The following is a 23,359-nucleotide window of genomic DNA, read 5'->3' as shown; positions in this document are numbered from 1 at the left end:
GAAGGCGACCGGCACTTGTGCCGGTCGCCTTCACTTTTTGTTCTGGGCGTACAGGCCGTTGATGTGCGCTTCAAAGTCGCGTACGACGGCGGCCCGCTTCAGTTTCAGTGACGGCGTCAGATGACCGGACTCGACGGTGAAATCAGCATCCAGCAGCACGAAGCTGCGGATTGACTCCGCTTTCGAGACCAGCAGGTTGGCCTGGTCGATTGCGCCCTGGACGGCCTCACGGACCCGGGCGTCGGAAGTGGCCTCCGTCAGGCCCATGACCGCGATCCGCTGGGCGGAGCACCAGTTCTCCAGGCCTTCCGGATCAAGGTTGACCAGTGCGGAGACAAACGGCCGACCGTCTCCCACCACCACTGCCTGGGCCACCAGCTGGTGCTCCCGGATCTTTTCCTCGAGCGGGCCAGGCGCCACGTTCTTGCCCCCGGCAGTGACAAGGAGGTCCTTCTTGCGCCCGGTGATGGTGAGGAAACCGTCTTCATCCAGCGAACCGAGGTCTCCGGTGCGGAAGAACCCGTCCACGAACGCTTCCGCGTTGGCTGCCTCGTTGGCGTGGTAGCCCTTGAAAACGCCGATGCCCTTGACCAGGATCTCGCCGTCGTCGGCCACCCGGATGGTGGTGCCCGGCACGGGAATGCCGACAGTGCCCACCTTGGTCCGCGACGGGGTGTTGGCGGTGCATGGGGCCGTGGTTTCGGTGAGTCCGTAGCCTTCCAGCACCGGTATGCCGGCGCCACGGAAGAAGTGTGCGTCATTGGAGCTCAGCGGGCTGGCGCCGGAAACCGTGTACTTCACCTGCCCGCCGAAGGCCTGTCGGAGTTTGGGGTACAGCAGCCGGTCAAAGAGGGCGTGCCTGGCGCGGAGCATGAAGCCGGGGCCGCTGCCCTTTCCCCGGGCCGCGGCGTCGAGTGCCTTGGAGTAATCTATGGCCACCGCGGAGGCAGCGGCGAACAGCCGGTCCTTGCCTGCCAGGGCGGCCTTGTGGCTGGCCCCCGCATAGACCTTCTCAAAAATCCTGGGTACCACCAGCAGGAAAGTGGGTTTGAACGTCGCCAGGTCCTCCAGCAGCTGGGCGGCGCCGGCGGTGTGGCCCAGGGTGGCCCCGGCGCTGAGGCACACCACCTGGACGGCGCGGGCCAGGACGTGGGCGAGGGGGAGGAACATCAGCGTCCGGGCGCCCTCCTGCCGCAGGATCTCGGGGAGGAACTCCACGATGTTGGTGGCCACCAGGGCGAAGTTGCCGTGCGTTATCTCGCAGCCCTTGGGCTTGCCCGTAGTTCCGGACGTGTACACCAGCGAGGCGACGTCGGCGAGGACTGCGGTGCTGCGGTGCCTCTCCAGCTCCCCGTCGGTGACGCCGGCGCCGGCGGCGGCGAGGCTGGCCAGGTTGGGTGCGCCGCCGTCGTCGTCCATCCGCACGACCGTCACCACTGCATCGCCGAGCAGTTCGGAGTGGGCCAGGACACCGGCCACGAGCTCAGCCTTGGCCTGGTCCTCAACGAACACCCTGCGGGCGCCCGAGTCATGCAGGATCCACTCGACCTGGCTTGCCGAGGAGGTTTCATACACCGGAACGGTCACGCCGCCGGCGAACCAGATGGCGAAGTCCACAAGGGTCCATTCGTACCGGGTTCCGGACATCACGGCCACGGTGTCGCCCGGGGCCAGGCCCCCCGCGATCAGTCCCTTCGCCAGTGCCATGACCTTGTCCAGGAACTGTTGGACGGGGATGTCAACCCAGCCGTTGGGGCCCTTGCGGGCGTACGCGGCATGGGAGGGGTCTTTGGCGTGCTGCCCGAGCAGCAGGTCAGTCACGTTGCTGTCCTGATCCAGCTCCACGAGCAGTTCAGTGCTTGCTTCTCTCACAGCCTGTCTCCGTTCCGGATCCGTGATTGGTTTCCCGATACCCGTTCCATCTCCTGCGGTTCCAACGCCCGCGGCACCCCTGCCATACTGCCCTAGATCCAGGACGGCATCCACATTCGGAACCGCCACTCCTGGTACGGGATGATTTCCGCGGTCCAGATGGGGTAGAAAAACGCAGAGAGCAGCACTGCCCCGGCCACGAACACCGCCACCAGGTAGAGCCCCGATCGCCGGCGCCACAGCGGGTCTTGCGGCCGCCCGAGCACCAGGCCAAGGCAATAGGTCAGGGCAAGCACCAGGAACGGTTCAAAGGACACGGCGTAGAAGGTGAACATGGTCCGTTCCGGATACATGAACCAGGGGAGGTAGCCCACGGCGACCCCCGCCAGGATGGCACCGGCACGCCAGTCGCGGCGGCCTGCCCACCAGAACAACAGGATCACCAGCGAGACGGTGGCGCTCCACCAGATCAGGGGATTGCCCACCGAAAGGATGGCCGACGTGCAGCTGGCGACGTCACAGCCGGGGCTTCCCTGCTTAGGGGACTCGTAGAAGAAGGACGTGGGGCGCCCCATCACCAGCCAGCTCCAGGCGCTCGCCTCATAGGGGTGGTCTGAGCTGAGTCCCTGATGGAACTTGTACGCTTCCAGGTGGTAATGGGCCAGGGACCGCAGCGGTCCGGGGACCCATCCCCACTGGGCTGACGGGTTGGTGTCGGCCCAGTGGCGGAAGTACGCATCCTTTGACTGGAACCAGCCGGTCCAGGTGGAGACATAGACCAGGGCGGCCACCGGCACGATGCTCAGGAACGCGGGAATCCCGTCCTTGATGATGCCGCCGCTGATCCATCCGCGGATGCCCGCGATCCGGCGTGCGCTCAGGTCCCAGAAGACCGTCAGCAGCCCGAAGCCGGCCATGAAGAACAGGGCGGACCACTTGGTCCCCACAGCAAGTCCCAGGCAGACTCCGGCTGCGATGCGCCACCAGCGGATCCCGAGCCACGGCCCGGAAACCAGCTGGACCACGGAGGGCCTGCCCTCAGCCGTGCCGCCGGCCTGGCGCCCCAGCCGGGCGGCCAGCCGCCGCCGGCCGTCGTCGCGGTCCATCAGCAGCGCGCCGAAAGCGGCGAGGAGCCAGAACATCAGGAAGATGTCCAACAGGGAGGTCCTGGACATCACCAGGTGGTGGCCGTCCACTGCCAGCAGGAGGCCTGCGACGGCCCCCAGCGTCAGTGAGTGGAAGAGTTTCTGCGCTATCAGGGTGACCAGGAGGATGGACAGTGTCCCCGTCAGCGCTGCGCCGAACCGCCAGCCAAGCGGGTTGTCCGGGCCGAACAGCCACATTCCCGCGGCGATCATCCACTTGCCCACCGGCGGGTGCACAACATACTCGGGAGAGGACAGGATGACGCCCGGGTTGCCCGCTACGAACGAGTCGTTGGCCTTGTCAGGCCAGCTGCGCTCATAACCGCTGACCAGGAGCGAATACCCGTCCTTGACGTAGTAGGTCTCGTCAAAGACCAGGCTGCGTGGACTCTCAAGGCGGACGAAGCGAAGGATTCCGCCGATCGCCGCCGTGATGGCCGGAATGAGCCAAAACCAGAGCCGCAGCGACGGAGGGTAGTCGCGCCAGCTGCGGATGTCCCGGAGCAGCCGCTCCTGCAGGGCACTTTCCGTAAACGCTTCCCGCGGACGGCGGATCCACCGGTGGCCCTCAAGGTTGCGGCCCAAAGCCCCGGACGCCGGCTGCGCCGGTTTGGCCGGGTCGGCCTCGACAGGTGGTACGGAGGTCTGCGTCACGTGCCCATGCTACCTTTTGGCGCTGGAAGAGCCTGCCAGCAGTAGGCTGGTCGTGTGGACCAACAACTCAGTACTTCCCGCGCGAGCGGCTCCGATGATGCCGGCACTTCTTCAGAGGAAGGTTCGGCTTTAGAGGCAGGTTCGACCCCGCCGGACTCGGTGTCCGGGACGGCGGGAGCCACGGATGAGGCCTGGGCCCCGGCGGGGGAAGCTGCGGCCCGCCCCGCGGAAGGGCAGCCGGGCAGGATCGTGCTCGCGGCGACACCCATCGGCAATGTCGGCGATGCGTCTCCCCGGCTGGTTGAACTCCTCACCACGGCTGACATCGTTGCCGCCGAGGACACCCGGCGCCTGCATCGGCTGGTGCAGAACCTGGGAGTCGCCGTGGCCGGTCGGATCATCAGCTACCACGAGCACAACGAAGCCGTAAAGACCGCCGAACTCCTGGACCAGGTGCGGGCCGGGAAAACCATCGTGATGGTGACCGACGCCGGAATGCCCGCGGTCTCGGATCCGGGTTTCCGGCTGGTTGAGGGTGCTGTGGCGGCCGGACTGACCGTGACCGCCGTGCCGGGGCCGTCGGCGGTCCTGACAGCACTCGCCCTGTCCGGCCTCCCCACGGACCGTTTTTGTTTTGAGGGATTCCTTCCCCGCAAGGCCGGAGAGCGCGCCTCCCGGCTGTCCGAACTGGACGCTGAACGCCGGACCATGGTCTTCTTCGAGGCGCCGCACCGGCTGGAACCGATGCTACGGGCGCTGCGTGAGCGCTTCGGCGGCGACCGTCCGGCCGCAGTGTGCCGGGAGCTGACCAAGACCTACGAAGAAGTCATCCGCGGCCCGCTGACCGACCTGCTCAAATGGGCAGAAACAAACGAAGTGCGCGGCGAAATAGCCGTGGTGGTAGGCGGCGCCCCCGAACGTGAGCCGGGCAAGCCGGAGGACCATGTGGCCGCTGTCAACGGCCTGATCGCGCAAGGCATCAGGCTGAAGGAAGCCGTGGCAGCCGTGGCCGAGGACGCAAAAGTCAGCAAGAGGGAGCTCTATTCCGCGGTCCTGGCTGCCCGCTAGAACGCGGACGCGGATCTTGTGCAGCTGCACAGCAAAGTCCGAAGTTCGTAGTGCGCACATGCATAGACGCTCCGGAGCGCACGGCAGTACCGTGGCTGTAAAGCAGCCGAGTGCTGAACCCATCCCCAACCCCAATTGCTGACGAGGGAGTCATCGTGACTTTAACTGCACAGCCCACCGTTACTGCGGAGCGCGAGAGCGAGCTGCTGGCCTCTGTTCCGACCGGCCTGCTGATCAACGGCGAATGGCGCCCGGCGGCGTCCGGAAAGACGTTCGACGTCGAGGATCCCGCCACCGGCAAGGTCCTGCTCAGCATCGCTGACGCCGGCCCCGAGGACGGCGCAGCCGCTTTGGACGCGGCCGCTGCCGCCCAGGACTCCTGGGCCAAGGTTCCGGCCCGTGAGCGCGGGGAAATCCTGCGCCGCGCCTTCGAGATGGTCACGGCCCGGGCGGAAGACTTCGCGCTGCTGATGACCCTGGAGATGGGCAAGCCCCTGGCCGAGGCCCGCGGCGAGGTCACCTACGGTGCCGAATTCCTGCGCTGGTTCTCCGAGGAAGCCGTCCGCGCGTTCGGCCGCTACTCCGTCTCCCCGGACGGCAAGTCCCGCCTGCTGGTCACCAAGAAGCCCGTGGGCCCGTGCCTGCTGATCACCCCGTGGAACTTCCCGCTCGCGATGGCCACCCGCAAGATCGCCCCCGCCGTCGCTGCCGGCTGCACCATGGTGCTGAAGTCCGCCAACCTGACGCCGCTGACCTCCCAGCTGTTCGCGGCCGTGATGCAGGAAGCCGGCCTGCCCGCCGGGGTCCTGAACGTCATCCCGACCTCCACGGCCGGTGCCACCACGGGCCCGCTGATCAAGGACACCCGGCTGCGGAAGCTCTCCTTCACCGGCTCCACCGAAGTGGGCCGCCGGCTGCTCTCGGACGCCTCCGAAACGGTCCTGCGGACCTCGATGGAACTCGGCGGCAACGCCCCGTTCGTGGTGTTCGAGGACGCCGACGTCGACGCCGCCGTGGCCGGGGCGATGCTGGCGAAGCTGCGGAACATGGGCGAGGCCTGCACGGCCGCGAACCGGTTCATCGTGCATGAGTCCGTCGCGGACGAGTTTGTGGAGAAGTTCGCCGCGAAAATGGGCGAGATGACCACGGCGCGCGGCACCGAGCCCGAGTCCAAGGTGGGCCCCCTGATCGATGCGAAGAGCCGGGACAAGGTCCACGAGCTCGTCACCGACGCCGTGAACTCCGGTGCGGTGGCTGTGGCCGGCGGCGGCCCGGTGGACGGTCCGGGCTACTTCTACCAGCCCACGATCCTCAAGGGCGTCACCGAGGGCACCCGCATCCTGTCCGAGGAAATCTTCGGACCGGTGGCCCCGATCATCACCTTCGACAGCGAGGACGAGGCAGTCCGCCTCGCCAACAACACCGAGTACGGACTGGTGGCGTACGTCTTCACGCGCGACCTGAACCGCGGCATCCGGATGGGCGAACGCCTCGAGACCGGCATGCTCGGCCTGAACGCAGGCGTCGTGTCCAACGCAGCAGCACCGTTCGGCGGCGTCAAGCAGTCCGGCCTGGGACGCGAGGGCGGCCTCGAGGGCATCGAGGAATACCTCTACACCCAGTACATCGGCATCGCCGACCCCTACGCAGGCTGATCCGCCCACGGGGCAGTGCAGCTAGCCCCGTCGCAGCCGTCGCAGGCCGTCGCGCACCGTCCGCCAGGACCGCGCGGCGGCCTGCGCGGGTTTGGCCGCGGCCCGCAGAACGGCATGGAAGGGAGCGGACACTATGCGCCCCCAGCGATTCATGACCGACGCCGGGAGCCACTCCGCCCGCAGCCGTCGTCCCGCTCGGGAGTGCTTCCGCAGGGATGCCTGGACCACGGCTATCCTCTCGGCTGCTGACGGCGCCGCGCCGTCTTCAGCGACCCCGGCATGTCCGGCAGGCGGGCCGTACTGCTGACGTTCAAAGTCGGCGGTGAGTGCGGCGACAGCCCGGATTCCGGCGGCGTCGTCGGCGTCGTCGCGCGCGCCAAGCGCACCCGATCCACGAAGCCGGCTGGAAAAGTGACGCGGGGTTTCGCTGAGGCCGGGAGCCAGGCCGTAGTCGGTAGCCAGGTCCCGCAGTTCGGCCCAGGCCGCTGCGGCCGGGTTGCCGCCCAGGGCAGGCGCGCTCCTGAGCCGCCTGGACCGCAGGCCCGCCCGCACCATCCGCGGCGACCCGGCGATCAGGGCAAGGAGGAGGATACCGGCGGCTCCGTAGAGCGGCAGCGTCAGCGGGTGCCCTGGTTCGCCGGCGGATTCCAGCCCCGGCAACGGCGTCGGCGTGGCACCGGGCGTTGCGCCGGGCGTGGCGGTGTTCGACGGGATGAGATCGTCGTTGTTTTCGTTCGTGCTGGCACCGCCCGGCGTGGAGGCCTGCGCCGCGTAGTCCGGCACCACGCCGCGTGAAGGCGTGGGTTCGAACGCCACCCACCCGAGTCCTTGGAAGTAGAGTTCGGGCCAGGCATGCGCGTCCCTGGAATCGACTTCGTATTCCGTCAGTGCCCCTTGCCCGGGAACCGAAACCGTGGCACCCGTGGACCGGCCCGGGGCATAGCCCACTGCGATCCGGCTGGGGATTCCCTCCAGCCGCGCCATCACGGCCATGGCGGAAGCGAAATGAATGCAGTAGCCGCTCTTTTGGGTCAGGAAGTCCGCGAGGACGGAAAGTCCGTTGCCGTCATAACCGCCCTGGACAGGGGACTGCAGGGAATACGTGAACTCCACCGAGCGAAGGTAATTCTGGATGGCCATCGCCCTGGCATACGCCGTCCTGCTTCCGGCGGTCACTGTATCCGCCGTGTTCCGCACAATGTCCGGTACGTTGTTGGGCGCCCGGAGGAACTCGTCGGAGATCCCGCGCACCGGCGCCGAGGACTGTGACAACAGTTCCGGGGTGAGCCTGGGGGCAGTCGACTGCACCACGTACTGCTGGTTCCGTGAATTGGTGTCCACCCCCTTGATGCTGAGCGTGGCCGGATCCCAGCTCCATCGTCCGGCCAAGCCGTTAACAGCATCCGGAGCGTACGGCACAGGAAGGTACGGGCTGGTGAAACGGCCGGTATTGACCGCCGTGACCTGGCGGACCTGCTCGTCCGCGAGGATCTCGTACCCGGCGTCCATCCTCCCGACCCCCACGCGCCGGGACGCGTCGCGGTCGTCCGGCGACCAGGAGTCGCCGTCGAACCGGTCCACCGTGACGGACCGCAGATACGGGGGCCTGCTGGCACTCGTGGCGTAGGTGATGCGCCCGTCCCCGGAGGGACTCCGCAGGCTGTTGCCCAGGCTGATCATCGGATTGAGCCCGGTGGATGAACCCCACGGATTCAGCCTGGAACCCTGTGGGAACGTGCCCTGGTCGAAGCCCGGAACGGCCAGGGGAAGGAGGAGCGTGATGACAAGCGTGATGCCGCCGGTGAGGGCCGCGCGGCGGAACTGTCCCGGATTGCGGGCGGTGTCCGCCGTGGTGCGGTTGTCCGGGGCGAACCACTGGCTGCAGGCAAGGATCATCAGGTAGCCGGCGGCGGCTGCTGCAAACCCCCAGACCCCGACGCTCTGCGGTTTGACCATGGCAGGCACCACCAGGATGGCCACCAGGCCCAACCCGCTGGTTGCCGGCAGGGCCAATGGCACTGCGAGGGCATCGACCAGGATCACCACCAGGCCCAGGACCGCGCACGTGACCAGCACTATTCCTGCATTCGGCGCAACCGGGGAGCTCTCGGCCAGGACGGTTTCACTGGCCCGCCGCAGGTACCTGCCCAGCTGTTCCATGGTGTCCCCGGACGGAATGAACCCGGCGATGCTGTCCCGGCGGAAGAACGTGAAAGTCAGGATGAACGCGAGGGACGCAAAGCCGCCCAGCGCCACGAGGAACGGATGCGCGCGCAGCGACCTCAGGACGGCCATGGCCAGGGCTACAACGCAGATGGTGGTAAGCGCCGGGGGATACCAGGCCCAGCCCCGCAGCACGCCGTTGAGGGAAAGGGCGGCGCCGGCCACCGCGACGGCGACGGCAGCCGCCATGGCCCACGGCTGCGCACCAACGCGGCGCAGCCGCGCGGCCGGAGCGGCCGTCGGGGCAAGGACCTCGGGCGGGCGGCCCGTGTCCGGACCGGGATGCCGCTGGGGCGTCAACGTCATCGCCTGACCCCCGTGCCCCGGCGCACGTCCGCTGCGGCCGTGGCGGTAGCCGCATCGCGCTGGTCGAAATAGGACCATGCCGCCGGCACCGACGTGCCAGGGCTGACGGCCACTGCCCGCCAGCCGCCGGACCTCAACGACTCAAGGGCCGCTTGGCAGTCGCCCGGGTGTTCGGTGACCACTATCGCGAATGCATTGGCGCCGAACCCGGCAGCCGCGGACAGGGCGCGTGCCTCTGCCGGCTGCAGGTGGCCCAGGATGGCCATGATGGGCCCGCGCTGCCGGTGGGCGGAAAGCTTGTCCATGAGCCGGTCGTCGAAGGGCCTCGGACCTGATTCGGATCCCGGCGCATGGTGTGCGCCGGAGAGCTGGATGGCCGCCAGGCTCTCGGCAATGGACTGCAGGCCTGCGGACCCGGTGTATTCCTCTGCCGTCGGTTCGGGTGCCGAGGGAGAGTGCAGGAATGCAGGTTCTCCCGAGGGATCGAGGAAACGGAGGGCGTAGTTGCGTTCCGCCAGGTGTGCGCTGACCGACATGGTGGCTGTGACGGCCCACTCGAACGTTTCGCTGGTCACCAGCTCGTGGCCGTCCTCACCCGAGGTGGACGAAAAAGCGGCACCCGGTCCGCGCGCGAAGGCCGCCCACCGGTGGTCCAGGATGATGGTGGCCTCCGGCGTGGTCACGGATTCCTCCTGCCGCACCATCAGGGCACCGTGCCTTGCTGTGGCGGCCCAGTGCACCCGGCGCATTGGGTCCCCGTGGCGGTACTCGCGGGTCATGACGTCGTCGTCGCTCGGATTAGCCCGGATCCGTGTGGCAGTGACGCCGTCATTGCCACGTGCGCCGGCAAGGCCTGTCGCGGGAAGTTCGACGGCGGCGGGCGTCACCGTCAGTGTGTCGCCGTCGTCAATCGCGTGGCGGTGCAGCGAAAGACCAAAGGGGTCGGTGAATTCGGCCGTCACCGGGCCAATCACAAACTGTCCCCGCTTGCCGGACCGGAGGTGGTACTCATAGCGGCTGGTTCCGCCGACGGCAGAGCGGGACGGGAACCGGAACGCCGGCGATTCGCCGAACCGCGAGGGAAGGCGCTCTTCCATCATCACTTGCCCGGTGGCTGCGCCGGTGCGGGCCACGGCAAGCCGCACTGTGGTGGTCGAGGAGGTTTCCACGCTGGCGGGGCTGAACTCCCGATACACCTTGAACCGGGGTTTGAGGATGCGGATCCCTGCGAGGGAAACCAGCGGGAGGACCAGCAGAAGGATGCCGAGCGTGAGCAGGTCCCGGCGGCCCATGACCTGCGCCAACAGCAGCGAAACCACGCCGGCAGCCAGCAGACCCCAGCCGCGGGTGCTGAAGAGGTGTCCCGGGAGCTTGTCTGTGAGGGCCATCGTGGCGTTTTCGGCTAGCGCGAGTGCCGCTGGTCCGGGCCCCCGCGCGGGTTGCCGGTCCGGGACGGTGCCGCGGACATCTCCTGCGGCACCGGAAGCTTTGCCAGGATGCCGCGGATGACGCTATGCGGAGTTTCCCCCATGCCTGCGGCCTTGCGGTCAAGGATGATCCTGTGGGCCAGCACGGATTCGGCAACACTGACGACGTCGTCCGGGAGGACGAAGTCCCGGCCCTCCAGCGCCGCGGTGGCCTTCGCCGCCCGCAGCAGCTGGAGCATGGACCGTGGACTCGCCCCGAGACGAAGCATGGCGCTTTCGCGGGTGGCGCGTCCCAGTGACACCGTGTACTCCTTGACGGCCTGCGAAACGTACACCCGCTGGACGGTGGCGATCATGGCGGCCACATCAGCCGAGGTGACGACGGCCGTGACCCTGGTCAGCGGAGACGTCGCCTGGTGTGTCTCCAGCATCTCAATTTCCGAGTCCTTGTCCGGATAGCCCATGGAGATCCGGGCCATGAACCGGTCCCGCTGGGCTTCCGGCAGGGGGTACGTCCCTTCCATCTCAATGGGGTTCTGGGTGGCCACCACCATAAAGGGCTCATCCAGCTTGTAGGAGTCACCGTCCACAGTGACCTGGTGCTCCTCCATGCATTCCAACAGCGCGGACTGGGTCTTTGCGGAGGCCCGGTTGATCTCGTCCCCGATGACAATGTTGGCGAACACGGCTCCCGGCCTGAATTCGAACAGCCGCGAGGCCTGGTTGTAAATGGAAACACCGGTGACATCCGAAGGCAAAAGGTCCGGGGTGAACTGGATCCTGCTGACCGAACAGTCGATGGTGCGGGCGAGTGTCTTGGCCAGCAGCGTTTTTCCCACGCCGGGAACATCCTCGAGGAGCAGGTGCCCCTGGGCAAGGAGAACCGTGAGGGCAAGCTTCGCGGCCTCCGCCTTGCCGTCGATCACGGTGTTGATGGCTGACAGGATGCGCTCGCTGGCGGCATGGAAAGCGTCCGCGTCCATGGCCGTCGGCCTGGATCCGTTGAGTTGGTTTCCGACAACACCTGCACCACCGGGGAAGCCCTGCCCTTCCGGGAGCGCTTCATCTACTGTCGTGCGTCTGTGGGAATCCATCGGCAGCCTTTCAGCCCTCGGGAAAGCCTGGCACGGGTTGGCAAGGACTGCGGCGCCCGCCGTCGGACCTTCGCCCGTATGCCTACCAGACTACTAACACAACTGCCGGAGCTGACAGAGAGTTCCGGGTAATTCCCGGCGGGGCCGGGATTGCCCGGGCGGCTAGGGTAGAAGGATGAACACCCCGTTGACGCCAGCCCCGTTTCGTGTGCCCGGAAGCGACGGCTCCGGCAGGCACGGCTATCCGCCCGCTCCCGAGCCGCTGCCCGTCCCGGTCATGGACAACCACACGCATTTGGACTTCCCGAACAGCGACGTGACAGTGGACGTGGCGGCCGCCCTGGACGTCGCCTCGTCGGTAGGTGTCCAGGGAGCCGTGCAGGTTGGCTGCGACCTGGAGTCCTCCAGGTTCACGGTGCAGGCCGTGGACCTGGACCCCCGGCTGCTCGGTGCGGTGGCAATCCATCCCAACGATGCACCGGACTATGCCGCCCGCGGGGAGCTGGAGGCCGCCCTGGCCGAGATTGAGGCCCTGGCTGCCCACCCCAGGATCCGCGCGATTGGCGAGACCGGCCTTGATTTTTTCCGCACGGAGGGGGAGGGGCTGCAGCACCAGAGGTACTCGTTCCGCCGCCACATCGACATCGCCAAGCGCCTCGGGCTGACGCTGCAGATCCACGACCGGGACGCCCACGACGATGTTGTCCAGGTCCTGCGGGAAGAAGGGCCCCCGGAACGGGTGGTGTTCCATTGCTTCTCCGGGGACGAACAGCTGGCCCGGACGTGCAACAACGAAGGCTGGTACATGTCCTTCGCCGGCACTGTGACATTCAAGAATGCGGCCAATCTGCGCGCTGCGCTTGCCATTGCAGATCCGGCCCGCGTGCTCGTGGAAACAGACGCGCCCTTCCTGACCCCGCATCCGTTCCGCGGCCGCCCCAACGCCAGTTACCTGATTCCGCACACCGTCCGGGCAATGGCCGAATTGACAAGCACCGACTTGTCCCGGCTCTGCGCCCAAATCGCCGAAAATTCCCTGCGGGCGTACGGATCCTGGGACTGATAGCCGGTCTGTTCAGCCACTCTTCAGGTATACCAGGTATGCACAAAATCTTGGATGCTTTATAACGCTTCGGTTACAGTGGAAAACTATTAGCCGGGGTCGGGGAAGGCCTTCGGATAATTTCGCTCAGTTCCAGGCCCGTCTCACGGCGGGTCCGGTGAGTCCTGAGTGTGGCGGCGCACACGTCTGCTGCAAACAGCCGGACCGTGTCCGGAGTTGCCCTGAGGGTGTTTGCGTCGGTGGGTGATGTGCGTTTTTCCCCGTGCCCGGATGGTCCTAGAGTTACGGGCAATCGTGGTCAAGTTCTTCACTTCGGACGGTAAGTTCAGTTTCGTCAAGGTCGGTGCCCAGCTGGTTGTGCTCTCTGCACTCGTGCTGGGCCTGGTGGCCTTCGTAGGCAACAACAAAACAGTCACCCTGAACGTGGACGGGAAAGTCAGCTCCGTCCAGACGTTCGGCGGGACGGTAGGCCAAGTGGTCAAGAGTGCCAAGGTGGAGCTGCAGGCCGCGGACCGGGTTTCCCCGTCGGCGGACGCCCGCGTGGAGGATGGCTCGGTCATCAACGTCAATCTCGCCAAGGCAGTGAAGATCAGCCTCGACGGCGCTGAGAAGACGATCAACACCACCTCTGCCAACGTCGAAGGACTGGTCACCGAACTCGGCGTTGCCAGTGCCTCGGAAGTCTCCGCGCCGAAGGACGCCCAGCTGGCCGTCTCCGGTTCGTTCCTGGCCATCTCCACGCCCAAGACCGTCAGCATCCTGGCGGACGGCAAGGCGTCAAAGACAACCACCACGGCTTCAACCGTGGCGGAAGTCCTTAAGGACGCCGGAGTGACTGTGGGTGCCGGTGACCGGCTTTCCCAGCCGCGCAACGCGCACGTCGTCAATGACATGGCGATCAAGGTCTCCCGGGTGGATTCCTCCAAGACTGCCGCAACCTCCGAAGAGGTTCCCTTCGAGACCCTGAGTTCCGAAAGCGCCGACCTGTTCGTGGGCGAGAAGAAGGTCACCCAGGCCGGTGTCCCCGGCAAGGTGGACAAGAACTTCAAGCTGGTGCTGGTGGATGGCCGGGAAGCCTCCCGGACCCTCGTCTCCGAGACAGTCTCTGTCCAGCCGGTGACCGAAAAGGTCTCGGTCGGGACCAAGGAAAAGCCCAAGGCCGAAGCGGCCGGTGCCAACACCGGTGCAGCCGCCCCCGCCATGATGAACGAAGCAATGTGGGACAAGATCGCGCAGTGTGAATCCACCGGCAACTGGTCCATCAACTCCGGCAACGGCTACTACGGCGGTCTGCAGTTCGACATCCAGACCTGGCTCGGTGCCGGAGGCGGCGCCTACGCCCCCAACGCCAGCCTTGCCACCAAGGCCCAGCAGATCGACATTGCCAACCGCGTCTACGCGCAGCGCGGCCTCTCCCCTTGGGGCTGCGGCTGGGCAGCGACCAGCTAACAGTCTTTACAGCCGGCAGTTCCTCCCGCTAACAGCCTCGGCGGCTGACCACCGCCGCGGGGGAATTGAAGGCCGGGTCCGGACTACCGGACCCGGCCTTTGCCGTACCCTGCGCTGGTCTGACAGGGGCGCTTCACAGGGCGCCGTCGCGGCAGGCCAGCGGGATAGGATACCTAGGTGACTGAACCGACCCCCGCCGCCTCCGGCACCGCGCCCGCACCGCTTCTTGGCGCCTCCGACGTCCGCCGGCTCGCCGAGGAGATCGGAGTCCGTCCCACGAAGACACTGGGCCAGAACTTCGTCATCGATGGCAACACCATCCGCCGGATCGTGGCCGCCGCGGACATCCACGCCGATGAGACCGTCCTCGAGGTAGGTCCGGGACTGGGATCGCTCACCCTGGGATTGCTGGACGCCGCAAAGTCCGTCGTCGCCGTCGAAATCGATCCGGTCCTTGCCGCCAAACTTCCGGGCACTGTGCAGCAGTGGCGGCCCGACGCCGCCAAGGATTTCCATCTGGTGCTGGCGGACGCCATGAAGGTCACTGACCTGCCGGTGGAACCGACCGCCCTCGTGGCAAACCTCCCGTACAACGTGGCCGTCCCGGTAGTGCTCCATCTCCTGCAGCACTTCCCGAGCCTGCGGCACGGCCTGGTCATGGTCCAGGACGAAGTGGCGGACCGGCTTGCCGCCGGCCCCGGCTCCAAGACCTACGGCGTGCCCTCTGTAAAGGCGGCCTGGTACAGCAGCATGCGCAAGGCCGGCGTTATCGGCATGAACGTTTTTTGGCCGGCACCCAAGATCCACTCGGGGCTCGTTGCCTTCACCCGCCGTGAGCCGCCGGTGACTTCGGCAACCCGCGAACAGGTCTTCGCCGTCATCGACGCCGCTTTCGCCCAGCGCCGGAAGACCCTGCGGGCCGCCCTGGCAGGATGGGCCGGAAGCGCGGCGGAGGCCGAACAGTGCCTGCTGGCGGCGGGCGTGGATCCCACCGCCCGGGGTGAAGTGATCGATATCGCAGCGTTCGCACGGATAGCCGAAGCGCGCCGGGACCGGCAGGGTTGAGGCTGAGGCCGCTACCGTATGGCATGACCCCTTGAGGGCGCATGCTTGGAGCCTGACGCTGCCATGCCATAGCTTGGACTCATGAACGCAGTGAGAGGGCGCTTTGCCGCGAGGACGGTCCGGGTCAAGGCTCCCGGCAAAATCAACGTCTCGCTGGATGTGGGCCCGCTGCGTGAGGACGGCTACCATTCCGTTGCCAGTGTCTACCTGGCGGTGTCCCTTTACGAGGAAGTGGCCGCCACCAGCACAGCCACGGACGGGATCACGGTCAGCATCAGTCCGGCCAGCACGTTGGACCTGTCTGACGTGGACATCCCGCTGGACGAACGGAACCTCGCATACAGGGCGGCCGCCATCATGGCCGACGTGTCCGAGCACTCCACGGGCGTCCACCTGGAGATCACCAAGCGTGTCCCGGTGGCCGGCGGCATGGGCGGCGGTTCAGCCGACGCGGCAGCCACGCTGCTCGCCTGTGACGCCCTCTGGAACAGCGGCCTATCCCGCGACGAGCTCGCCCACCTGGCCGCGGAACTCGGCGCGGATGTCCCGTTTTCGCTCCTCGGCGGCACCGCCGTCGGACTGGGCGTGGGCGATGAGTTGTCGCCGGCGCTGGCCAAGGCGCAAATGGACTGGGTGCTGGTCACCGCCGACTACGGACTGTCCACGCCGGAGGTCTTCCGCACCCTGGACCGGCTCCGCCTCGCCGAAGGCGTCACCGTGGAAGAGCCCGCCGCCGTGGATCCGAAGATCCTTCAGGCGCTGCGCAGCGGCGACGCGGACGCCCTCAGCCGTGTACTGGTCAACGACCTCCAGCGCGCCTCCATTGAGCTGGCACCGGGGCTGCGGGATACCCTTGGACTTGGCGAATCGTGCGGAGCCATCGCCGGACTTGTTTCAGGCTCCGGCCCCACAGTGGCCCTGCTCACCCATAATCCTGCAGCGGCTGCCGGCCTCGCGGAAGACCTCAGCCATCACGGCCTGAATGCCCTGGCCGTCCACGGTCCGGTGCCCGGGGCACGCATCATCTCCGATACGCTCCTTTAGTACTTTTAACGAATTTCCACCGAAGAAAGCAGTTCCCAGTGGCTCACCTGCTCGGCGGCGAGAACCTCACGGTCTCGTATGCAACCCGTACCGTCCTCGACGGCGTTACCCTCGGCCTTGAGGAGGGCGACCGGATCGGCATGGTGGGCCGCAATGGCGATGGCAAGTCCACCCTCATGCGCCTTCTGGCGATGCGTGCCACCCCTGATTCGGGGCGGGTGACCAAGCGCAGCGAGGTCAACATCGGTTACCTCGACCAGAGCGACGTGCTCGACGGCGACCTGACGGTCGGTGCCGCCATCGTTGGCGACCAGGCGGACTACGAATGGGCCCGCAACCCGCAGATCCGCGAGGTCATGGGCGGCCTGGTATCCGACGTCGACTGGCACGCGAACGTGCACGCACTGTCCGGCGGACAGAAACGCCGCGTTGCGCTGGCGAAGCTGCTGATCGAAGACCATGACGTCATCATGCTCGACGAGCCCACCAACCACCTCGACGTCGAAGGCGTCGCCTGGCTGTCCCGCCACCTGAAGACCCGCTGGCGCGCCAACCAGGGCGCGTTCCTGGTGGTCACCCACGACCGCTGGTTCCTCGACGAAGTCTGCAACAAGACCTGGGAAATCCACGACGGAATCATGGACCCGTTTGAAGGCGGCTACGCGGCTTACGTCCTGGCCCGCGCCGAACGTGACCGCTCGGCATCCGTGATGGAAGGCAAACGCCAGCAGCTCGTCAAGAAAGAGCTCGCCTGGCTGCGGCGCGGCGCCCCGGCGCGGACGGCCAAGCCGAAGTTCCGCATCGAAGCAGCCAACGCGCTCATTGCAGATGTCCCCGAGCCGCGCGACTCGATGGCGCTGAGCAAGATGGCCACCGCGCGCCTCGGCAAGGACGTGCTGGACCTCGAGCACGTTTCGCTGGACTTCCTGGGCGGCGAGCCCGGGCAGAAACTCTTCGACAACATCACCCTGCGGCTCGCGCCGGGGGAGCGGCTCGGGCTGGTCGGCGTCAACGGCGCCGGCAAGACCACCCTGCTGAAGCTCCTCAACGGCGAAATCCAGCCCACCTCGGGCAAGCTCAAGCGCGGCAAGACGGTTGTCACCGCTGTTCTGACCCAGGAGGTCAAGGAGCTGGACGACGTCAAGGACCTGCGCGTCATCGAAGTGATCGAGCGCGAAAAGCGGTCCTTCAACGTTGGCGGCAAGGAATTCAGTGCCGGCCAGCTGGTGGAACAGCTCGGGTTCACCAACGAGAAGCAGTGGACCCCGGTCAAGGACCTCTCAGGTGGCGAACGCCGCCGACTCCAGCTCCTGCGCCTGCTCGTGGGAGAGCCCAACGTGCTGATGCTCGATGAGCCCACCAACGACCTCGATACCGACACCCTCGCCGCCGTCGAAGACGTCCTGGACGGCTGGCCGGGCACGCTCGTTGTGGTGAGCCACGACCGCTACCTGCTGGAGCGCGTCACCGACCACCAGATGGCGTTGCTCGGTGACGGCAAGATTCGCGCCCTGCCGCGCGGCGTCGACCAGTACCTGGAACTGCGCGAAAGCGCCCTGGCCGGCTCCACCATCACCGGTGGCGGCAACCCCGTCACCGCCGCCAGCGGCGGTGCAGCTCCCGCAGCCAGCGGTCCGTCCGAGGCCGAAAAGCGGGACGCCCGCAAGGCCAAGAACCGGATTGACCGCCAGCTGGGCAAGCTGACGCAGCAGGAAGAAAAGATCCACGCCCAGATGGTCAAGAGCACGGCCGACAACGACTTCGACGCCATGGCCGAACTCAACAAGAAGCTCAAGACCCTGGCCGAGGAACGCGAAGCCCTGGAACTCGAATGGCTCGAGGCGCTGGAAGTCCTCGGGGAGTAGGAACCGGGGTGGAAGGGTGCCGGGCTGGGCGCCGGAGCCGGCCCTTCGACGTCGCTTAGACACGTCGCAAAGGGGACATTCCGGTCGCTGGGCGACCTCCATGCCCCGATGCGCCGCGATGCGCTCCTTTTCGAAGGACCGCCTTCGGCGAGGACAGTCACCTCGCCCCGTGGCACGGTAGGCAGGAGACATACTAAGCCTCTGACCGGAGCTCCGGATCCTTCTGCAGGCCGGTGAGGCCGTTCCAGGCGAGGTTTACCAGGTGGGCGGCCACGGCGCGTTTGTCCGGGGTCCGGCTGTCCAGCCACCACTGGCCCGTCATGGCCACCATGCCCACGAGCATCTGCGCGTACATGGCGCCGTCGGCCGCACTGAAGCCGCGGCGGGCGAACTCGTCGGACAGGATGTGCTCCACCCGGGCAGTTACGTGGGACAGCAGCGTGGAAAACGCGCCTTCGGGCTGGGACGGCGGGGCGTCACGCATGAGGATCCGGAACCCGTCGGTGCGTTCCTCGATGTACGTCAGCAGGGCCAGTGCGGCGCGCTCCACCTGGACCCGCGGCTTGGCTTCGTCCGTGAGGGCTTCGTTGATAGCTGCGAGCAGGATCCGGAACTCGTACTCCACCACCTGGGTGTAGAGGCCCTCCTTGGACCCGAAATGCTCATAGATCACAGGTTTCGACACACCGGCAGCAGCAGCAACCTCTTCGATCGTGGTGCCGTCAAGGCCCCGGATGGCGAAAAGTCCGCGTCCGATGTCGATCAGCTGTGAGCGCCGCTGCGCCCCGGTCATCCGGGCCCTGGGCACGTACCCTGGAGCCCGGACGGGCCTGCCTGGATGGTTTCCCGCACCCTCGGGCGCACCGTTGATCTTGCTCACCGTCCCATCATGCCTTAATGGGCGCCGGGACTACCGAGTCGCACGTGCGCCAACCTTCGTGGCAGAATTGGTTCTCGTGCCGCCGGGCTAAGGGCCCGGGCACGGTCCGCTCTGGTGTAATGGCAGCACCCCGGCCTTTGGAGCCGTGGAGTATAGGTTCGAATCCTATGGGCGGAACAGCCGCTGTGGACGGGTCCTGCATCCGGAACAGACAGGCGAAGGTGTGAAAGTGCGCGCAACTGAGATCCACCAAGCAAGGAGAGCCTGTACGTGAGCCCCGAGACAACCGGCCCCGCTGCCGTCATCGTCCTAGCTGCAGGTGCCGGTACCCGGATGAAGTCGCGTACCCCCAAGATCCTCCATGAAATCGGCGGCCTGTCGCTGGTCGGCCATGCACTGCGTGCCGCCCGCACCATCGATCCCCGGCAGCTGGCCATTGTGGTCCGGCACGAACGCGACCTCGTGGCAGCCCACGTGTCCGGGCTCGATCCGGCAGCCCTGGTCGTGGACCAGGACGAGGTGCCCGGCACCGGCCGGGCGGTGCAGGCAGCCCTGGAAGCCCTCGACGCCGGCGGTCCGCTGAGCGGCACCGTTGTGGTCACGTACGGCGACGTCCCGTTGCTCTCGGCGGAACTGCTTGCCGAACTGGTGCTGATCCACGAACACGAACGCAACGCAGTCACCGTCCTGACAGCAGTCCTGGACGACGCCGCCGGTTATGGCCGAATCCTGCGTGCGGCTGACGGCACCGTCACGGGCATCCGCGAGCACAAGGACGCATCTGACGAGGAACGTGAGATCCGGGAAATCAATTCCGGGATCTACGCCTTCGACGCCGCCGTCCTTCGCGACGCGCTGGCTCACGTCACCACGGACAACGCGCAGGGCGAGATGTACCTCACCGACGTCCTGGGACTGGCACGCACGGCCGGCGGACGCGTGGCCGCGGTTGTCACCAACGACCGCTGGCAGGTGGAAGGCGCCAACGACCGGGTGCAGCTCTCCGCGCTGGGAGCCGAACACAACCGCCGCACCGTCGAAGCCTGGATGCGCTCCGGCGTCACGGTGGTGGACCCCTCCACCACGTGGATCGACTCCACGGTGAACCTGGCAGAGGACGTCCGGATCCTGCCCAACACCCAGCTGCACGGCTCCACGACGGTGGCGAGGGACGCCGTCGTCGGCCCTGACACGACGCTGACCGACGTCACCGTTGGCGAAGGCGCCAAAGTAACCCGGACGCACGGCTCCGGCGCCACGATCGGTGCGAAGGCCAGCGTCGGTCCCTTTACCTACCTCCGCCCGGGAACAGTGCTGGGGGAGACCGGCAAGATCGGCGCCTTCTACGAGACGAAGAACGTGAAGATCGGCCGCGGCTCGAAGCTGTCCCACCTCGGCTACGCCGGTGATGCGGAGATCGGTGAGGACACCAACATCGGCTGCGGCAACATCACCGCCAACTACGACGGCGAGAACAAGCACCGCACCGTGATCGGCTCGGGCGTGCGCACAGGTTCCAACACGGTCTTCGTGGCTCCGGTCCAGGTGGGCGACGGCGCCTACAGCGGAGCCGGCGCCGTGATCCGCCAGGACGTGCCAGCCGGTGCGCTGGCAATCTCGGTGGCCAAACAGCGGAACGCCGAAGGCTGGGTCATCTCGCACCGGCCCGGCTCCGTCTCAGCAGTACTGGCCGAAGCCGCGGGGGCAACGGCACCGGCCAGCGAAACAGCAGCGGCCCAGCCGCCCCAGGATTCCTCAAGCACCCCGGCACCTACAGAAGAGGGCAAGCAATCATGACCGAAATTACGGCACGCGGCGAGAAGAAACTGGTTCTCGCTGCTGGGCGGGCACACCCCGAGCTTGCGCGGGAGATCGCCAAGGAGCTGGGCACTGAACTGTTGCCGGTGGATGCCTACGATTTTGCGAACGGGGAAATCTACGTACGCGCCGGGGAGAGCGTCCGTGGCACCGACGCCTTCGTCATCCAGGCACACCCGGCGCCGCTGAACAACCACCTGATGGAGCAGCTGATCATGATTGATTCGCTGAAGCGGGCATCCGCCAAGCGCATCACCGTGGTTTCGCCGTTCTACCCCTACTCCCGCCAGGACAAGAAGGGCCGCGGCCGCGAGCCGATCTCCGCCCGTCTGGTGGCTGATCTGTACAAGACCGCCGGCGCCGACCGCATCATGAGCGTTGACCTGCACACCTCGCAGATCCAGGGATTCTTCGACGGCCCCGTGGACCACCTCATGGCCATCCCGCTGCTGGCCGATTACATCCGCACCCGGGTTGCAGCGGACAACATCACCGTCGTTTCGCCGGACACGGGCCGCGTCCGCGTGGCCGAACAGTGGGCCGAGCGCCTCGGCGGGGCTCCGCTGGCGTTCGTCCACAAGAGCCGGGACCTCACGGTTCCGAACCAGGCAGTGTCCAAGACCGTGGTTGGCCAGATCGAGGGCCGCACGTGCGTCCTGATCGACGACATGATCGACACCGGCGGGACCATTTCCGGTGCCGTCCAGGTGCTGAAGAACGCCGGCGCCAAGGACGTCATCATCGCGGCCACCCATGCTGTCTTCTCCGATCCCGCAGCGCGCCGGCTGTCCGAGTCGGGTGCCCGCGAAGTGGTGGTCACCGACACGCTGCCGATTCCGGCCGACAAGCGCTTCCCGCAGCTGACCGTGCTGTCGATCGCGCCGTTGATTGCCCGTGCCATCCGTGAAGTGTTCGACGACGGCTCCGTCACCAGCTTGTTCGACGGCAACGCCTGAGCCCCGGCCGCCCCGGCGTTGGGCCCCGTTTTCAGTAACCGGGCCCAACGCTGGTAAGCTGGTCCACGATACCTTGGCGAGGGAGAGCACTGGAAAGCCGTTTTTACGGGCAACCAGTGTGCAGGTCTCCGTTATCGACTGGGTCTGAATCTCCCTTCTTGAAGGGCCGGCCACGGGCCGCCCGGCGTTGAAGGTCGCAAACAGACCTCCGCCCTTGCTGAACACCGTTTAGATTTCAAGGAGATTTTCATGTCTGAGCAGAAGCTCGCAGCAGAAGTACGCACCGAATTCGGCAAGGGCTTCGCCCGCCGCGCACGCATGGCCAACCTCATCCCGGCTGTCATCTACGGCCACGGTGCAGAGCCCATCCACATCACCCTGCCGGCCAAAGCCACCACGCTGGCTGTCCGCGTTGCCAACGCCCTGCTGACCCTGGACATCAACGGCGAAAAGCACCTCGCGCTCGTCAAGGACATCCAGCGCGACCCGATCAAGCAGATCATCGAGCACCTTGACCTGCTGACCGTACGCACCGGCGAGAAGGTCACCGTGGACGTTCCCGTCCACGTCACCGGTGAACTTGCTCCGGGCAACGTCTACAACCAGGAAATGACCGTTGTTTCCCTGGAAGCCGAGGCAACCCACCTGCCCACCGCCGTCGAGGTCAGCATCGAAGGCCGCGCCGCCGGCGAGCACATCCACGCTTCCGACCTGGTCCTGCCGAAGGGCTCCGTCCTGCTGGCTGACCCCGAGTCCCTGGTGGTCAACATCTCCGAGGCCACCGAGGTCACCGAGGAAGAGGCTTCCGAAGGCGCCACCGCCGAGGCATCCGAGGCTTCCGCCGAGTAATTCCGGCAGCCCGTTTTCCGTGGCCGGGTCCCCGTCGGGGCCCGGCCACTGCCGTTAATAGCCCACTTGTATTAACCCTAGGATTGACGCATGACTGACACCTGGCTGATCGTAGGCCTTGGCAACCCCGGCACCGAGTACAGCAACAACCGGCACAACGTCGGCCAGATGGTGCTGGATGAACTGGCCCGCCGGGTGGGCGGGAGCTTCAAGGTGCACAAGGCCCGCGCCCATGTGCTGGAGGGCCGCCTCGGGATTGGCGGCCCCCGCGTTGTGCTGGCCAAGCCGATGAGCTACATGAACGTCTCCGGCGGACCGGTATCAGCCCTGTCAAAGTTCTACGACATCGATCCGGAACACGTCGTAGCGGTCCATGACGAAATAGACATTCCCTTTAATACCGTCAAACTAAAGATCGGCGGCGGTGAGGGGGGACACAACGGCCTGCGGGACATTTCGAAGGCACTGGCCACAAAGGACTACCTCAGGGTCCGGGTCGGCGTGGGCCGCCCGCCGGGCCGGATGGATACTGCGGACTTTGTCCTGAAGGACTTTGCCACCACCGAAAAAAAGGACCTGCCCTTCCTCCTGGATGACGCGGCCGATGCGGTGGAGACTGTGGTCAGGGACGGCCTTGCGGCTGCCCAGCAGAAATATCACACTGCGGTCCAGTAACGTTGCCTCGAAGGTGCCTTTTGAGGGGTAGCCTGCGGGTGGGGACTGGCTACGGAGAGTGCCACGGAATTGGTTAACCAATTGCATAAAGCGGCCTAATTGTTTAGTCATACCTGCTATGGTAATTTTCACATTCAAGGTCTTGTTGCCTCGTTTGGCGGCATCGGAAAACTGAAAACCCGACGGCTGAGCCAAGTCGCACCAGCTCGAGCCACGAAGGTAGCGTGATCGATCGTGCTTGCATCACCAGG

17 protein-coding genes and 1 tRNA gene are annotated in these 23,359 nt (G+C 66.4%); 12 read left to right on the top strand and 6 right to left on the bottom strand.

Annotated elements, in window-relative coordinates; genetic code table 11:
- Positions 1–30: 30 nt before the first annotated feature.
- Positions 31–1,872, bottom strand: a complete 1,842-nt coding sequence (locus JOE31_RS16765) for a long-chain fatty acid--CoA ligase (protein ID WP_209746534.1) — start codon at positions 1,870–1,872, stop codon at positions 31–33.
- A gap of 92 nt (positions 1,873–1,964) precedes the next feature.
- On the bottom strand, positions 1,965–3,671 hold the full coding sequence (locus tag JOE31_RS16760; protein ID WP_209746532.1) for a dolichyl-phosphate-mannose--protein mannosyltransferase: 1,707 nt from the start codon (positions 3,669–3,671) through the stop codon (positions 1,965–1,967).
- Positions 3,672–3,917: 246 nt separating this feature from the next.
- Between JOE31_RS16760 and rsmI the strand changes: the two genes are divergently transcribed.
- A complete protein-coding gene (rsmI, locus tag JOE31_RS16755) occupies positions 3,918–4,739 on the top strand; it encodes a 16S rRNA (cytidine(1402)-2'-O)-methyltransferase (RefSeq protein ID WP_307864471.1) in 822 nt (273 codons plus the stop codon).
- Between the two features lie 155 nt (positions 4,740–4,894).
- Complete coding sequence (locus JOE31_RS16750) at positions 4,895–6,394, top strand: NAD-dependent succinate-semialdehyde dehydrogenase (RefSeq protein ID WP_209746530.1); 1,500 nt, start codon at positions 4,895–4,897, stop codon at positions 6,392–6,394.
- Positions 6,395–6,415: 21 nt separating this feature from the next.
- On the opposite strand, the gene JOE31_RS16745 is transcribed toward JOE31_RS16750, so the two are convergent.
- Genes JOE31_RS16745 through JOE31_RS16735 form a run of 3 tightly spaced genes read right to left on the bottom strand, consistent with a single transcriptional unit; the run spans position 6,416 to position 11,444 of the window.
- Positions 6,416–8,923 carry a DUF3488 and transglutaminase-like domain-containing protein gene (locus JOE31_RS16745; protein WP_209746528.1) on the bottom strand — a complete coding sequence of 836 codons (2,508 nt, stop codon included), beginning with the start codon at positions 8,921–8,923 and terminating at the stop codon, positions 6,416–6,418.
- Positions 8,920–10,311, bottom strand: coding sequence for a DUF58 domain-containing protein (locus JOE31_RS16740; protein WP_209746526.1), 1,392 nt, complete (start codon positions 10,309–10,311; stop codon positions 8,920–8,922). The genes JOE31_RS16745 and JOE31_RS16740 overlap by 4 nt, the downstream gene beginning before the upstream one ends.
- 14 nt (positions 10,312–10,325) lie before the next feature.
- On the bottom strand, positions 10,326–11,444 hold the full coding sequence (locus tag JOE31_RS16735; RefSeq protein ID WP_209746524.1) for a MoxR family ATPase: 1,119 nt from the start codon (positions 11,442–11,444) through the stop codon (positions 10,326–10,328).
- A 175-nt stretch (positions 11,445–11,619) separates the two neighbouring features.
- Between JOE31_RS16735 and JOE31_RS16730 the strand changes: the two genes are divergently transcribed.
- The 5 genes from JOE31_RS16730 to JOE31_RS16710 all read left to right on the top strand — a co-directional run bounded on the left by JOE31_RS16730 (position 11,620) and on the right by JOE31_RS16710 (position 17,930).
- A complete protein-coding gene (locus JOE31_RS16730) occupies positions 11,620–12,507 on the top strand; it encodes a TatD family hydrolase (RefSeq protein WP_209746522.1) in 888 nt (295 codons plus the stop codon).
- A 270-nt stretch (positions 12,508–12,777) separates the two neighbouring features.
- A complete protein-coding gene (locus JOE31_RS16725; RefSeq protein ID WP_245199230.1) occupies positions 12,778–13,956 on the top strand; it encodes a resuscitation-promoting factor in 1,179 nt (392 codons plus the stop codon).
- Positions 13,957–14,133: 177 nt separating this feature from the next.
- Positions 14,134–15,021, top strand: coding sequence for a 16S rRNA (adenine(1518)-N(6)/adenine(1519)-N(6))-dimethyltransferase RsmA (gene rsmA, locus JOE31_RS16720; RefSeq protein ID WP_209746520.1), 888 nt, complete (start codon positions 14,134–14,136; stop codon positions 15,019–15,021).
- An 81-nt stretch (positions 15,022–15,102) separates the two neighbouring features.
- Positions 15,103–16,065 (top strand): 4-(cytidine 5'-diphospho)-2-C-methyl-D-erythritol kinase, encoded by a 963-nt coding sequence (locus JOE31_RS16715; RefSeq protein ID WP_209746518.1) that lies wholly within the window; start codon positions 15,103–15,105, stop codon positions 16,063–16,065.
- Positions 16,066–16,103: 38 nt separating this feature from the next.
- Positions 16,104–17,930 (top strand): ABC-F family ATP-binding cassette domain-containing protein, encoded by a 1,827-nt coding sequence (locus JOE31_RS16710; RefSeq protein ID WP_209746516.1) that lies wholly within the window; start codon positions 16,104–16,106, stop codon positions 17,928–17,930.
- Between the two features lie 193 nt (positions 17,931–18,123).
- Here the strand turns inward: JOE31_RS16710 and JOE31_RS16705 are convergent, their stop codons facing one another.
- On the bottom strand, positions 18,124–18,723 hold the full coding sequence (locus tag JOE31_RS16705; RefSeq protein ID WP_209748531.1) for a TetR/AcrR family transcriptional regulator: 600 nt from the start codon (positions 18,721–18,723) through the stop codon (positions 18,124–18,126).
- Positions 18,724–18,915: 192 nt separating this feature from the next.
- Here JOE31_RS16705 and JOE31_RS16700 point away from each other — a divergent pair.
- From JOE31_RS16700 to pth, 5 genes are all read left to right on the top strand, one after another.
- Positions 18,916–18,987: transfer RNA gene (locus JOE31_RS16700), tRNA-Gln, on the top strand.
- A 93-nt stretch (positions 18,988–19,080) separates the two neighbouring features.
- Positions 19,081–20,607 (top strand): bifunctional UDP-N-acetylglucosamine diphosphorylase/glucosamine-1-phosphate N-acetyltransferase GlmU, encoded by a 1,527-nt coding sequence (gene glmU, locus JOE31_RS16695; protein WP_209746515.1) that lies wholly within the window; start codon positions 19,081–19,083, stop codon positions 20,605–20,607.
- On the top strand, positions 20,604–21,584 hold the full coding sequence (locus JOE31_RS16690; RefSeq protein ID WP_011691079.1) for a ribose-phosphate diphosphokinase: 981 nt from the start codon (positions 20,604–20,606) through the stop codon (positions 21,582–21,584). Before glmU ends, JOE31_RS16690 begins: the two co-directional genes overlap by 4 nt.
- A 249-nt stretch (positions 21,585–21,833) precedes the next feature.
- The gene (locus tag JOE31_RS16685) at positions 21,834–22,433 is read left to right on the top strand and encodes a 50S ribosomal protein L25/general stress protein Ctc (protein ID WP_209746513.1); all 600 of its coding nucleotides are present in this window, start codon (positions 21,834–21,836) and stop codon (positions 22,431–22,433) included.
- A 90-nt stretch (positions 22,434–22,523) separates the two neighbouring features.
- Positions 22,524–23,108, top strand: a complete 585-nt coding sequence (pth, locus tag JOE31_RS16680) for an aminoacyl-tRNA hydrolase (RefSeq protein ID WP_209746512.1) — start codon at positions 22,524–22,526, stop codon at positions 23,106–23,108.
- Positions 23,109–23,359 lie beyond the last annotated feature (251 nt).

The organism is Arthrobacter sp. PvP023, from assembly GCF_017832975.1.
GTDB lineage: Bacteria > Actinomycetota > Actinomycetes > Actinomycetales > Micrococcaceae > Arthrobacter.
Note: the sequence above shows the minus strand (reverse complement) of the source record. Positions and strands in the feature narration are given on the sequence as shown.

Excerpts from the sequence above, each read along its gene's own strand:
- JOE31_RS16725 (WP_245199230.1), top strand. The coding sequence starts at position 12,778 with ATGGTCCTAGAGTTACGGGCAATCGTGGTCAAGTTCTTCACTTCGGAC.
- JOE31_RS16705 (WP_209748531.1), bottom strand. The coding sequence starts at position 18,723 with ATGACCGGGGCGCAGCGGCGCTCACAGCTGATCGACATCGGACGCGGA.
- JOE31_RS16690 (WP_011691079.1), top strand. The coding sequence starts at position 20,604 with ATGACCGAAATTACGGCACGCGGCGAGAAGAAACTGGTTCTCGCTGCT.
- JOE31_RS16685 (WP_209746513.1), top strand. The coding sequence starts at position 21,834 with ATGTCTGAGCAGAAGCTCGCAGCAGAAGTACGCACCGAATTCGGCAAG.
- JOE31_RS16730 (WP_209746522.1), top strand. The coding sequence starts at position 11,620 with ATGAACACCCCGTTGACGCCAGCCCCGTTTCGTGTGCCCGGAAGCGAC.
- JOE31_RS16740 (WP_209746526.1), bottom strand. The coding sequence starts at position 10,311 with ATGGCCCTCACAGACAAGCTCCCGGGACACCTCTTCAGCACCCGCGGC.
- JOE31_RS16715 (WP_209746518.1), top strand. The coding sequence starts at position 15,103 with ATGAACGCAGTGAGAGGGCGCTTTGCCGCGAGGACGGTCCGGGTCAAG.
- pth (WP_209746512.1), top strand. The coding sequence starts at position 22,524 with ATGACTGACACCTGGCTGATCGTAGGCCTTGGCAACCCCGGCACCGAG.
- JOE31_RS16735 (WP_209746524.1), bottom strand. The coding sequence starts at position 11,444 with ATGGATTCCCACAGACGCACGACAGTAGATGAAGCGCTCCCGGAAGGG.
- JOE31_RS16745 (WP_209746528.1), bottom strand. The coding sequence starts at position 8,923 with ATGACGTTGACGCCCCAGCGGCATCCCGGTCCGGACACGGGCCGCCCG.